This window comes from Embleya sp. NPDC059237 (assembly GCF_042754105.1).
GTDB lineage: Bacteria > Actinomycetota > Actinomycetes > Streptomycetales > Streptomycetaceae > Embleya.
In genome coordinates this window covers 552,461-565,359 of sequence record NZ_JBHZAE010000004.1, presented here as the reverse complement: position 1 = coordinate 565,359, position 12,899 = coordinate 552,461, and the positions used below count along the sequence as shown (strand labels likewise).

The 12,899-nt window shown below is 72.8% G+C and carries 12 protein-coding genes and 1 riboswitch; of the genes, 7 read left to right on the top strand and 5 right to left on the bottom strand.

The window, feature by feature from the left end; all coding sequences use genetic code 11:
- Positions 1–259: 259 nt before the first annotated feature.
- From ACFXKZ_RS16610 to gcvP, 7 genes are all read left to right on the top strand, one after another.
- The gene (locus ACFXKZ_RS16610; RefSeq protein ID WP_126640676.1) at positions 260–778 is read left to right on the top strand and encodes an FHA domain-containing protein; all 519 of its coding nucleotides are present in this window, start codon (positions 260–262) and stop codon (positions 776–778) included.
- Positions 775–1,536, top strand: a complete 762-nt coding sequence (locus ACFXKZ_RS16605; RefSeq protein ID WP_380000941.1) for a MerR family transcriptional regulator — start codon at positions 775–777, stop codon at positions 1,534–1,536. Before ACFXKZ_RS16610 ends, ACFXKZ_RS16605 begins: the two co-directional genes overlap by 4 nt.
- Before the next feature lie 160 nt (positions 1,537–1,696).
- A complete protein-coding gene (locus ACFXKZ_RS16600) occupies positions 1,697–2,170 on the top strand; it encodes a bifunctional nuclease family protein (RefSeq protein ID WP_020548711.1) in 474 nt (157 codons plus the stop codon).
- A 364-nt stretch (positions 2,171–2,534) separates the two neighbouring features.
- A complete protein-coding gene (locus tag ACFXKZ_RS16595; RefSeq protein WP_380000939.1) occupies positions 2,535–3,149 on the top strand; it encodes a MerR family transcriptional regulator in 615 nt (204 codons plus the stop codon).
- Positions 3,150–3,196: 47 nt separating this feature from the next.
- Positions 3,197–3,883: a vancomycin high temperature exclusion protein gene (locus tag ACFXKZ_RS16590; protein ID WP_380000936.1), complete on the top strand. Its 687-nt coding sequence runs from the start codon at positions 3,197–3,199 to the stop codon at positions 3,881–3,883.
- 97 nt (positions 3,884–3,980) lie between these two features.
- Positions 3,981–5,381 carry a DNA polymerase IV gene (locus tag ACFXKZ_RS16585; protein WP_380000934.1) on the top strand — a complete coding sequence of 467 codons (1,401 nt, stop codon included), beginning with the start codon at positions 3,981–3,983 and terminating at the stop codon, positions 5,379–5,381.
- A gap of 71 nt (positions 5,382–5,452) precedes the next feature.
- Positions 5,453–5,549: riboswitch (glycine riboswitch) on the top strand.
- 199 nt (positions 5,550–5,748) lie between these two features.
- Positions 5,749–8,670, top strand: a complete 2,922-nt coding sequence (gcvP, locus tag ACFXKZ_RS16580) for an aminomethyl-transferring glycine dehydrogenase (RefSeq protein ID WP_380000932.1) — start codon at positions 5,749–5,751, stop codon at positions 8,668–8,670.
- 37 nt (positions 8,671–8,707) lie between these two features.
- On the opposite strand, the gene ACFXKZ_RS16575 is transcribed toward gcvP, so the two are convergent.
- From ACFXKZ_RS16575 to ACFXKZ_RS16555, 5 genes are all read right to left on the bottom strand, one after another.
- A complete protein-coding gene (locus ACFXKZ_RS16575) occupies positions 8,708–9,307 on the bottom strand; it encodes a TetR/AcrR family transcriptional regulator (RefSeq protein ID WP_380000930.1) in 600 nt (199 codons plus the stop codon).
- Between the two features lie 184 nt (positions 9,308–9,491).
- Positions 9,492–9,692 (bottom strand): DUF5999 family protein, encoded by a 201-nt coding sequence (locus ACFXKZ_RS16570; RefSeq protein ID WP_126640671.1) that lies wholly within the window; start codon positions 9,690–9,692, stop codon positions 9,492–9,494.
- 152 nt (positions 9,693–9,844) lie between these two features.
- Positions 9,845–10,414 (bottom strand): hypothetical protein, encoded by a 570-nt coding sequence (locus ACFXKZ_RS16565; protein ID WP_380000928.1) that lies wholly within the window; start codon positions 10,412–10,414, stop codon positions 9,845–9,847.
- Between the two features lie 222 nt (positions 10,415–10,636).
- Entirely contained in the window at positions 10,637–11,623 is a 987-nt protein-coding gene (locus ACFXKZ_RS16560) for a hemolysin family protein (protein WP_380000926.1), read from the bottom strand.
- Positions 11,623–12,837 (bottom strand): hemolysin family protein, encoded by a 1,215-nt coding sequence (locus ACFXKZ_RS16555; RefSeq protein ID WP_380001151.1) that lies wholly within the window; start codon positions 12,835–12,837, stop codon positions 11,623–11,625. The genes ACFXKZ_RS16560 and ACFXKZ_RS16555 overlap by 1 nt, the downstream gene beginning before the upstream one ends.
- Positions 12,838–12,899 lie beyond the last annotated feature (62 nt).

Below are 12,899 nucleotides of genomic sequence, written 5' to 3'. Positions count from 1 at the left end.
CCGTCGCTCCGGCGACGCGCCGGCTGCCGATGCGGGAAGGTCCGGCAATCCGCCGGCCGCCCCGCCGACGATGCCGCCGGGTTCCCCTTACGGGGCCTCCACCGGCGCGTCGCCCGCTCCCGCCCCCGCCCCCCGGATGGGCGAATCCGACGCCACCGCCGGGCATGTCGCTGTTGACCAGGAACACACGGCGCGCATAAGTTTCGGACAACTCTCGACCGAAGGTCGAGGTTCGACCGGGACAGGTCAGGAGGCCGACGTGGTCGTGTGCGGCACCTGTGGGCATCACAACCCGCCCGGCGGCCGGTTCTGCTCCAACTGCGGCGCGCGCCTGGGCGCCGGCGCCGAGCGGGCGTCGGAGCAGACCTCGACCATCTCGATCAGCGGCATCGAGGCGCTGGACGCGGAACCCGCGCCCCGCGAGATCCTGACCCCCGAGGCGCAGGCCGCGGTGGACGCGCTGCCGCCGGGGACCGCGCTCCTCGTGGTGCGTCGGGGCCCCAACTCCGGCAGCCGCTTCCTGCTCGACTCGGACCGCACCACGGCCGGTCGGCACCCGCAGAGCGACATCTTCCTCGACGACGTGACGGTCTCGCGCAAGCACGCCGAGTTCCGCCGCACCGCCGGGGGCTTCGCGGTCGCCGACGTGGGCAGCCTGAACGGCACCTACGTGGGCCGCGAGCGCATCGACGAGGTCCCGCTGGCGCCGGGCGACGAGGTCCAGATCGGCAAGTACCGGCTGGTCTTCTTCCCGAGCAGGCAGGGGCTGATGGGGTGAGTCCGGCGGCGGCCGGATCGGTCTCCTCGAGCATCGGCGGGGTGTTGACCCTGCTGCGTCCCGAGTTCCCGGACATCAGCATCTCCAAGATCCGGTTCCTCGAGGCGGAAGGGCTCATCGAGCCGCAGCGGAGCCCGTCGGGCTACCGCAAGTTCGGCCCCGCCGACATCGAACGACTGCGCTACGTGCTGCGTGTGCAGCGCGACCGCTACCTGCCGCTACGGGTGATCAAGGACCAGCTCGACGCGATGGATCGTGGGCTCGAACCGGCCGGCCCGACCCCGGCCGAATCCGAGCACCCCCAAAACGGGGGCGGCGATCCCGGAGCGGCCGGCCGGGACGGGGGCACGGTGCTCCTGGACCGGCCGGGGCTGATCGCCGCGGCCGGCATCCAGGACGCGGACCTGGCCCGCCTGGAGGAGTTCGGCCTGATCCAGCCGCACCGGCCGCGCCCCGACGAGGCCGGTGCGGACGCGGCCCAGGAGGGTGTGGTCTACGACGGGGACGCGCTCGTGGTGGCCCGCCTGGTGGCCGCGCTCGGCCGCTACGGCGTCGAGCCGCGCCACCTGCGCCAGGCCAAGGCCGCGGCGGACCGCGAGGCCGCCCTGGTCGAGCAGATCGTCGCGCCGCTCCTGCACCGCAGGGGCGCCCGCGCCAAGGCGGGCGCCGAGGAGACCGTCCGCGACCTGCTGGCGCTCACCTCGCGCCTGCACACCGTCCTGGTCACCTCCGCGCTTGCGCCACGCCTGGGCCGCTGACCGGCGCGCCCGCTCGGCGCCCTACCCCGGCGTACGGTCGCCGCCGGGCCCCGGACCCGCGCCGGCCCCCGGCGGCGCCACGAAGAAAAAACGACGAATCCCCGACCTATTCGGCCCCCGGGGATCGGTCACCGACAGTCGGGCGCGCTAGTGTGGCGATGTGAACGAGCTAGAGGTTGTGGGCGTCCGGGTGGAGATGCCCTCTAACCAGCCGATCGTGCTCCTACGGGAGACGGGGGGCGATCGTTATCTCCCCATCTGGATCGGCCCGGTAGAGGCGACGGCCATCGCGTTCGCCCAACAGGGCGTGGTACCCGCGCGTCCTCTGACGCACGATCTCTTCCGGGACGTGCTGGAGGCGTTGGGGCAGGAATTGACCCAGATCCGGATCACCGACCTGCGCGAGGGCGTGTTCTACGCCGAGCTGGTCTTCTCCGGCGGCGTGGAGGTCAGCGCGCGCCCGTCGGACGCGATCGCGCTCGCGCTACGCACCGGGACGTCGATCGTGGGCAGCGACGCGGTCCTGGACGAGGCCGGCATCGTGATCCCCAACGAGCAGGAGGACGAGATCGAGAAGTTCAGGGAGTTCCTGAACGACATCTCGCCCGAGGACTTCGGCACCACGAGCCAATAGCCGGCCCCCGGCCCGGCGCATCCTCGGAACCGTCGACCGACCCCCTCGCCTCCTCGGCGACCGGGTCCCGGTCGGCGGTTCTTCGCGTCTCGGACCGATCAGGGTCGATCGGTTCCGGGCAGAAGCGATCAGTGGCAAAGCCGGCAGACCTACCCGTGTGCGCCGGGATCAAACCACTCGTGCGAGCAGCGTCACTCGGCGTGCCGAACGGCCCGGTCGTTGACGCGCTGTTGGTGACTGCCTACCGTCGAAATCGACAGTTCCGGGATGACCCCTGCGCGTTGCACCTCGCCGCCTGCGGCCCGGGACTGAAAGAGACTCCTCGCGCCGTACCCGGGCGCGCGGGGACGAAAGGGAGGTCGGCGTGAGCAGCACCGGCGACATCACGGCGGCGGAGCGCGCCCGCACGGCACGTCCTCTGCCGGCGACCGACCCCGGTGCGGGCCTCCGGCGGCCGGACGTCGTCCCACCCGGCACTCCGTCGGAGGACGTGGGCTACCGCGGCCCGACCGCCTGTGCGGCGGCCGGCATCACCTACCGGCAACTCGACTACTGGGCCCGCACCGGCCTGGTCGAGCCCACGGTCCGCTCGGCCCACGGCCCGGGCACGCAGCGGCTGTACGGCTTCCGCGACATCCTCGTGCTGAAGATCGTCAAGCGGCTCCTGGACACCGGCGTCTCGCTGCAGAACATCCGGATCGCGGTCGCCCACCTGCGCGGACGCGGCATCGGCGACCTGGCCGGGATGACCCTGATGAGCGACGGGGCGAGCGTGTACGAGTGCACGTCCTACGACGAGGTCATCGACCTGGTCCAGGGCGGCCAGGGGGTCTTCGGCATCGCGGTGGGGGCGGTGTGGCGCGAGGTCGAGGGCTCGCTCGCGCAGCTCCAGGGCGAGCACACCGGCACCGGGGAGCCGACCCCGCAGGTTCATCCGGGTGACGAATTGGCCCGCAGGCGTCGAGATCGCGCGGTCTGAGCGGCGACACCGCCGATGGGAACCGGCGCGCGGGGCGGGACGTCCACGTGGATGTGCCCCTTCGTCGCCCCACCCTGCCCCGCTCACGGCGTGCCCAACGGCGCGGCTACCAGGCCGTCGTCCTGCTCACGGCGGCCGGACTGGCCCCGATGACGGGGCTGCATCTGTACGCCGGGGACCGGGTGCGCTCGGTGGAACGGGTGCCCGCGCGCGACGTCACGATGGTGCTCGGCGCGGGCGTGCGGGGGGATCGGCCGTCGGATCTGCTGGCCCGCCGCCTCGACGTGGCGTTGCGGCTGTACCGGGCCGGCAAGACCCGGGTGATCCTGGTCAGCGGCGACGGCGGCGGCAACCGCTACGACGAGACCGGGGTGATGCGGCGCTACCTCGTCGAGCGCGGAGTCCCGGACAAACGTGTCGTGAGCGACGATTCGGGATTCTCCACCTGGGAGTCCTGCACCCGGGCGAAGCGGATCTACGGCATCGAGCGGATGATCGTGGTCACGCAGAGCTTCCATCTGCGGCGTGCGCTGGCGCTGTGCAAGGCCGCCGGTATCGATGCCTACGGTGTTCCGGACCGATCCCTGACGTGGGGCCACATCGGGCCCACCGTGTACGGAACCGGTCGTGAGGTGCTCGCCGCGATCAAGGCGACCGGAACGATCGTGTTCAAGCCGGACCCCCGGGTGACCGCCGGCCCCAGCGACGCGATCCGGCGCGCGCTGGAGGACTGACCGCCGGGACGACCGGCCGCCGCCCGGTGTCTCGCTTCGGCGCGTCCGAACGACCGTTCACCGAAGATGTCGGAGCGGTGCGTCATGATTGCGCGGTGTGAGACAGGCGCCGGGCATCCTCCACCTCGACATGGACGCGTTCTACGCGTCGGTCGAGCAGGTCGCCAAGCCCAGCCTGGCCGGCAAGGCGGTGATCGTGGGCGGCATCGGCGCCCGGGGTGTGGTGGCCACGGCCTCCTACGAGGCCCGGGTCTTCGGCGTACGCTCCGCGATGTCCATCGGCGAGGCCCGTCGGCGCTGCCCCAACGCGGCCTTCCTCAGCCCCCGCTTCGGCCTGTACCGGCAGGTCAGCGACACCGTGATGGAGCTGCTGCACCGGCTGTCCCCGCTGGTCGAACCGCTCAGCCTGGACGAGGCGTTCATCGACCTGGACGCGGGCCCGCACGGCGACGCCCTGGACACCGCCCGGGTCACCGAGATCGCCGTGTGCCTGCGCGCCGACATCCACGCCGCCACCGGCCTGACCTGCTCGGTCGGCGCGGCGACCTCCAAACTGCTGGCCAAGATCGCCTCCGAGGCGGACAAGCCCGACGGGTTGTGCGTGGTGGTGCCCGGCACCGAACGGGCGATGCTCGACCCGCTCCCGGTGCGCGCGCTGCCCGGGGTCGGCCCGGCCACCGGCGACGTGCTGCGCCGGGCCGGCCTGGACACCGTTGCCGACCTGGCCGCGGTGGACGAGAGCGAACTGGTGCGCCTGCTGGGCCAGGCGCACGGACACGGCCTGCACGTCCTGGCCGCGGGCCTGGACGCGCGCCCGGTGGTGGCCGACCGGGACGCCAAGTCGGTGTCGGTCGAGGACACCTTCGCCACCGACCTGGTCGACCGTGAGCGGATCACCAGGGAGTTGGACCGGCTCTCGATCCGCTGCGTGGAGCGGTTGCGCGCGGCCGGCCGCTCCGGCCGCACCATCGTGTTGAAGCTGCGTCGCTACGACTTCAGCACGCTCACCCGCTCGGAGACGTTGCGCGGCCCCACCGACGACCCGGGCGTGGTGCGCGAGACGATCCGTCGCCTGGCCGCCCAGGTGGACGTCACGGGCGGGGTGCGGCTGCTCGGGGTGGGTGTCAGCGGCCTGGCCGACTTCGCCCAGCAGGACCTGTTCGGCGTCGCCGACACGCCGGCGGAGGGGCCGGAGGACGACGACGCGGGGCCGACGGGGGAGGAGCCCGCCGAGGCCGGCCCCGAGCGGGTCTCCTGGTCCCCCGGCCAGGACGTGGTCCACGAGGACTTCGGCCCCGGCTGGGTCCAGGGCAGCGGCATCGGCCGCGTCACGGTGCGCTTCGAGGTCCCGGGCGGAAAACCGGGCCGGGTGCGTACGTTCGCCCTCGCCGACCCGGCGCTGCGACCGGGGGAGCCGCTGCCCCTGCCGGGCACGGGCGCCGAGCCCGCCGAGCCCGCCGACCCCGGCCCACCGCCCCCGTCACTCCCGTCGACCTGACAACCCGCACCCCTCCGGCCTGGCGTCCCGTCCGCATCCGATGCCACGCTGATACCGTTGAAGCCGCCCATTACGTTCGCGCGGGAGAGTCCTCGTGTCGTCCGCACGAGGCGCCGAAGGAGCAACTCCTCCCCGGAATCTCTCAGGCACCCGTACCGCGTGGTCGTGGGCACTCTGGAAAGCAGGATCCGCACGTGGCTCGCCGAGTCGGGTCGGATCCTCGCCGACGGTGCAAATCGCGTTCGTGGGACCGGCCCCGCCGGTGTTCCGGGCGGGGTGAAGCTCTCAGGTACCGATGACAGAGGGGGAGGCCGGTGGGCGCGCGACCCGCGTGTCCGTCCAGGAGCGATCCAGGAGGCCTTTCGCGATGACACCGCGCACCCCTGCCCCGACGCGTGCTCACGCCGTACTCCCCTCCGGCCCCGGCTCGTTGACCGGCCTGGAGGCCGCGTCGCCGTTCACCGGCCGGCACATCGGTCCGGACACCGACGAACAGGCGAAGATGCTCGCCGCGATCGGCTACGGGTCCCTGGACGAGCTGACCGACGCGGCGGTGCCCGCCGCGATCCGCGCGCTCGCGGGCTTCGAGTTGCCGGCCGCGCGCACCGAGGCCGAGGTGCTGGCCGAACTGCGCGAGCTGGCCTCCCGCAACACCGTGCTGACCTCGATGATCGGGCTCGGCTACCACGGCACCTTCACCCCGCCGGTGATCACCCGCAACGTGCTGGAGAACCCGGCCTGGTACACCGCCTACACGCCCTACCAGCCGGAGATTTCCCAGGGCCGGTTGGAGGCGCTGCTCAACTTCCAGACCGTGGTCACCGACCTGACCGGCCTGGACGTGGCCGGCGCCTCGCTGCTCGACGAGTCCACCGCCGCCGCCGAGGCGATGACGCTGGCCCGCCGGGCGGGCCGGGCCAAGAGCGACGTGTTCGTCGTGGACGCGGCCACGCTGCCGCAGACCATCGCCGTGGTGCGCACGCGCGCGCAGGCGCTGGGCATCGAGGTCGTGGTCGCCGACACCGCCGACGGGTTGCCCGAGGGCGGCTGCTTCGGGGTGCTGCTCCAGTACCCGGGCACCGACGGTCTGGTCCGCGACCTGACCCCGGTGATCGAGGCCGCGCACGCGCAGGGTGCCCTGGTGGCGGTCGCCGCCGACCTGCTCGCGCTCACCGTGCTGCGCGCGCCCGGCGCGATGGGCGCCGACATCGCGGTCGGCACCACCCAGCGGTTCGGGGTGCCGATGGCCTTCGGCGGCCCGCACGCGGGCTACCTGGCGGTCCGCGAGAAGCTGACCCGCAGCATGCCGGGCCGCCTGGTGGGGGTGTCGGTGGACGCCGACGGCGCGCCCGCGTACCGGCTCGCGCTGCAGACACGCGAGCAGCACATCCGCCGGGAGAAGGCGACCAGCAACATCTGCACCGCACAGGTGCTGCTCGCGGTGATGGCCGGGATGTACGCGGTCTACCACGGGCCGGACGGGCTCGCCTCGATCGCGCGCCGCACGCACCGCTACGCGGCGGTGCTGGCGGGCGGGCTGCGGGCCGGCGGCGTCGAGGTGGTGCACGGCGACTTCTTCGACACGGTCACCGCCCGGGTGCCGGGTCGGGCCGAGCAGGTGCTCGCCGCGGCCCGCGCGGCCGGCGTCAACCTGCGGCCGGTGGATGCGGACCACGTGGCGATCACGTGTGACGAGACCACGCTGCGGGCGCACGTCGAGGCGGTATGGGGTGCGTTCGGGGTGAGCGGCGACGTGGCCGCGCTCGACGCCGAGACCGCCGACGCGCTGCCCTCGGGGCTGCTGCGCGACACCGAGTTCCTGACCCACCCGGTCTTCCACACGCACCGCTCCGAGACCGACATGCTGCGCTACCTGCGCCGGCTCGCGGACAAGGACTACGCGCTGGACCGGGGCATGATCCCGCTCGGCTCGTGCACGATGAAGCTCAACGCCACGGTCGAGATGGAGCCGATCACCTGGCCCGAGTTCGCGAACATGCACCCCTTCGCGCCGGTCGACCAGGCGGCGGGCTACCTGGAGTTGATCGACGGGCTGGCCGACTCGCTGGCCCGGATCACCGGCTACGCCAAGGTCTCGCTCCAGCCCAACGCCGGATCCCAGGGCGAACTCGCCGGGCTGCTGGCGGTCCGCGCGTACCACCACGCCAACGGCGACACCGCGCGCGACGTGTGCCTGATCCCCTCCTCCGCGCACGGCACCAACGCGGCCAGCGCGGTGATGGCGGGGATGCGCGTGGTGGTGGTCAAGACCGGTGAGAACGGCGACGTGGACCTGGCCGACCTGCACGCGAAGATCGAGCAGTACCGGGACACCCTCGCGGTGCTGATGGTGACCTACCCGTCCACGCACGGCGTGTTCGAGGAGGGCATCGAGCAGGTGTGCGCGGCGATCCACGAGGCCGGCGGCCAGGTGTACGTGGACGGGGCGAACCTGAACGCGCTGGTCGGCCTGGCCCAGCCCGGCGGCGCGATCGGCGCCGACGTGTCGCACCTGAACCTGCACAAGACCTTCTGCATCCCGCACGGCGGCGGCGGTCCCGGCGTCGGCCCGGTCGCGGTGCGCGCGCACCTGGCGCCGTACCTGCCCAACCACCCGCTCCAGCCCACCGCGGGCCCGGAGACGGGCGTGGGACCGATCTCGGCGGCCCCCTGGGGCTCCGCGGCGATCCTGCCGATCCCGTGGACCTACCTGCGCCTGATGGGCCCGGAGGGGCTCAAGGAGGCCACCCAGGTGGCCGTGCTCGGCGCCAACTACATCGCCAGGCGGCTCGCGCCGCACTTCCCGGTGCTCTACACCGGCCCGAACGACCTGGTCGCCCACGAGTGCATCATCGACCTGCGCGGGATCACCAAGGCCACCGGCGTCAGCGTGGACGACGTGGCCAAGCGGCTGATCGACTACGGGTTCCACGCGCCGACGATGTCCTTCCCGGTGCCGGGCACGCTGATGATCGAGCCGACCGAGAGCGAGAACCTGCACGAGATCGACCGGTTCTGCGACGCGATGATCGCGATCAAGGGCGAAATCGACCGGGTCGCCTCGGGTGACCTGCCGGCCGACGACAACCCGCTGGCGAACGCCCCGCACACCGCCGCGCTGCTGGCCGGCGAATGGGCGCACGCCTACACGCGCGAGGAGGCGGTCTTCCCCGCCGGCGTGGTGCCGGCCGAGAAGTACTGGCCGCCGGTGCGTCGGATCGACGGCGCCCAGGGCGACCGCAACCTGGTCTGCTCGTGCCCGCCGATCGAGGCGTACGGCGCCAACTGATCCGCAGCGCCCGCGCGGCCCGTCCCCGAGCCACCGCTCAGGGGCGGGCCGCGCCGTATGTCAGCAGCCGGGCCACCGAGGTGGCGAAGCCGGGCTTGGCGGCCAGGTCGCTGCCCAGGACGCCGAACATCAACGCGCCGCTGAGCGATTCGAACAGCAGATCCGCGTCCAGGTCCGGGCGGGCCTGACCACGCGCGATCGCGTCCGCGACGAAGGCCCGGAAGATTGCCCGGACCGGATCCATCCGGGCCACGAGCAGATCCTTCAGCTCGGGCTGGTCGCGGTACTCGGCGAGCAGCCCGGGCACCGCCGCCGCGGTCTCCGGGCGGCGGAAGGAGTCGAGCGCGGCCTCGGCGAAGCGCGACACGCCGGTGGCGAAGTCCTCGTGCGGCAGCGGCCGAAAGCTCATCTCGCGGGCCGGGTACACCGCCTCGTGCACCAGGTGCGCCTTCGACGGCCAGCGGCGGTACACGGTCGGCCTGGTCACCCCCGCGCGGCGGGCGACCGCGTCGATACTGACCCGGTTGTACCCCTGCTCGGCGACCAGTTCGCGGGCCGCGGCCAGGATCGACTCGTCGGTGCGCGGGTCACGCGGGCGACCGGGCCGAGGGGTGTCGCCAGTGTCGCCAATGCCCATGGGGACAAAACTCCGAGTCGTCGCGCGTAGCCGGTGCCGCTCGGACTGTATCGGGACCGCGGGCGCGGGGATGCCGGGTCGACCCGGGCTCCGGCCACGAGCCGCCGTCGGACCGGGTTGCGGGCAGACGAGAGCCGGAGGTCGTTCCGAGGGACCTCCGGCTCGTCAGGGCCGTGCGAACGGTTCAGGCCGCCGAAACCAACCCCACGCGGGGTCGGTGCGGGGCGATGGTGCGTCCGTCCGGCAGCAGTTCGCCCGTGTCCTCGAACAGGACGACGCCGTTGCACAGCAGGCTCCATCCCTGTTCGAAATGAGCGGCCACGACGACGGCGGCCTCACGATCGGGGCTGTCCGCCGGGGGGCAATGCGGTCGGTGCTGGCACATCCTCGTACCTTCTCTGTCTGCGCGGAGCGCGCCGGGCCCCATTGCCCGGCAGATCACAGTCTCCGCCTTGAAACCGCCTCGCGCAGGACTTATCGCGGTTCTCACCCGACTGCGCCCAAGATGTGACCACACGTGTGAACGGTCGGGTGTGATCAGCTGTCCGGAGCCCCCACGGCGGCCGGCCGGCGGGTACGCGCGGCCAGGACTTCGGCCAGTTCGGCCGCGGTGTATCCGCGCAGCGCCTGCACCCCGCAGGGCGCCGGGGCGAGCGGGATGAGCAGGTCGACACCGCCCGCCTCGTCCGCCAGCCAGAGCGCGACCATGTACATCCCGGGGACGTTCAGCAGGCGCGCCTCGTCGCGGCGCAGCAGGGTCCCCGGCAGTGCGCGGGCCGCTGCGGCGGCGGGCGCGGTGGCGACGGTGAACGGGCCCTCGACGAATCGGCCGACGCCGTGGCCGGTCGGGCCGGTGCGGACCTCGATGCCGCCGACGACCGTGTCGCCGGACCACATGAGCCAGCGCCAACCCACCTGCCGAGCGCTGCGGACACCGCGCTCGGAGACCAGGTCGAGCAGGTCGATCTCGAAGACGCGGTGCGGGAATCCGGCCGTGAGCGCGGCTTGATCGGCGCGGCAGTCGACGGGAAGCGATTCACGGGAATCGAGCACGGCTCGCGCCGCTCGTCGGGCCGATTCGGGAGCCTCGGGCACACGCAGGACCATGAGACCGCCTCATTTCGATGCAGAGTCCAAGAAACCCGGAAAATCCGGGGAGGGGAAAGCGGCGCTGTGCTGTGGGGAACCGGGTATCCGACCGGGGGACGACCCGGCGGCGTACAAAGGGACCCGGCAGGGCCGGTCAGCGCATTGTACCGAAACAGCTGCGAAAAGTAACGGTGTATTGCGAACTGACACCCGATTGAAGACCTTTTGGAACAGTCTCGATCAGGGGAAAAGTGAGGACATCACGTCGTCGAGGGTGACCAGGCCCAGCGGCGCGGAGTCCGGCGCCAGTACCAGGGCCAGATGGGTGCGGGAGCCGCGCATGCGGGCCAACAGGCCGGTCAGCGCGGTGTCCGGGGTGACGGTGACAAGCGGATAGACCGGTACCGAACCGTCCGTTTCGGGCGCCAGTACATCGAGCACGTGGACGTAGCCCTCGGGGTGCCCGGCGGGGTCCAGGACGGGGAAGCGGGACAGGCCGGTGCGTACCGCGACCTCTTCGAGGGCGGCCGCCGACACCGGAGCGGGCAGCGCCACCACGTCGGACCACGGGCGCAGCACCTCGGCGGCCGTACCGGAGTGCAGCGCGAGCGCGCCGGCGAGCCGGTCGTGCTCGTCCACGTCGAGCAGGTCGTGCTCGCGCGACTCGGCGAGCAGCGCCGGAAGTTCCTCGACCGTGTACACGCTGCGCACCTCGTCCACCTGCCGCACCCCGAAGACGCGCAGGCACAGGTTGGCGGCGTGGTTGAACAGCCACAGGATCGGCGCGGTCACCCGGGCGAACACCAACAGCGGCGGGGTCAGCCACATCGCGCACTCCTCGGGCCCGGCCAGCGCGATGTTCTTGGGCACCATCTCGCCGAGCACCATGTGGCAGAACACCACCACGGCGAGGCCCACCACGAAGGCGATCGGGTGCACCGCGCCGGCGGGCAGGCCCAGCGCCTCGATCGGGGCGCCGAGCAGGTGCGCGAGCGCGGGTTCGGCCACGGCGCCCAGGCCGAGCGAGGCCACCGTGATGCCGAGTTGGGCGGCGGCGAGCATGGTGGACAGCCGGCCCATCGCGGTGAGCACCATGGTCGCCCGGCGCGAGCCGGCCTCGGCCCGGGGCGCGATCCGGGTGCGGCGGGCGGAGATCACCGAGAACTCGGCGCCGACGAAGAACGCGTTGGCCGCGAGCAGGACCAGCGACAGCAGCAGGTCGCCCATCACCCGTCGGTCTCCGTCCGCAGTTCCACCTCGTCGATCCGGTGCCGGTCCATCCGGACCACGGTGAGCCGTCGGCCGGCCACGTCCACGTGGTCGCCCACCTGTGGCAGCCGACCCAGTTCGGCCAGGACCAGGCCGGCCAGCGTGTTGTAGTCGCCGACCGGCATGCGCCAGCCGCCGGCCTCCTCGACCTCGTCGGCGCGCAGCAGGCCGGACAGGCGCAGCACGTGGGTGCTCGGGGGGCGCTGCGGCGGCGCGTCCGGCTCGTCGGCCGGGTCGTGTTCGTCGGCGAGGTCGCCGACCAGTTCCTCGGCCAGGTCCTCCGCAGTCAGCACGCCGGCGGTGCCGCCGTATTCGTCGACCACGACGGCCAACTGGGTGCGGCCCTCGCGCAGGCGCTCGACCGCGCGTTGGAGGTCGAGCGAGGTGGGCACCAGGACCGGGGCGCGGGCGATCCGGGTGAGCGGGGTGTGTGGGCGCTCCGCGGCGGGCACGCGCAGCGCGTCGCGGACCACGGCCACGCCGACGATCTCGTCCAGGTCCTGGCCGCGCACCGGGATGCGGCTGTGGCCGCACGCCCGGGCGGTGTCGAGGAGTTCGGTCACCGATGCGGTCGCGGGCAGGGTGACCAGTTCGGTGCGCGGGGTCATCGCCTCGGCGGCCTGTTTGCCGGCGAAGCGAAGGGCGCGGTTCAGGATCCGGGCGGTGCCGACGGGCAGCGCGCCGGCGCGGGCCGAATGCCGGACCAGTTGGGCGAGTTCGTCGGGGGAGCGGGCCGAGCCGAGTTCCTCCTGCGGCTCGATCCCGAGCTTGCGTACGAGGACGTTGGCGGAGCCGTTGAGGAAGACGATCAGCGGGCGGCAGAGCCGGGAGAAGCCGATCTGGAACGGGCCGGCGACGCGGGCGACGCCCAAGGGGCGGGCGATCGCGGCGTTCTTGGGCACGAGTTCGCCCAGCACCATCTGCAACGCGGAGGCCAGCACGAGGGCGGCGAACCTGGGGAGGCGGAACGCGGCCTCGGCGAGGTAGCCGGCGATCAGCGAGGTCAGCGTGATGCCGAGTTGGGCGCCGGAGAGTTGGAAGGAGAGGGTGCGCAGGCCGTGGAGTACCCGACGGGCGCCGCGGTCGCCGGCTTCGGCTCGGGCGGCGACGTCGCTGCGCTCGACGGTGACGAGGGAGAACTCGGCGGCGACGAACATGCCGTTGCCGGCGATGAGGACTAGGAGGAGGCCGATGGCGAGGGGGGTGTCGATGGGGGCCTCCGGGGGAGCGAGCG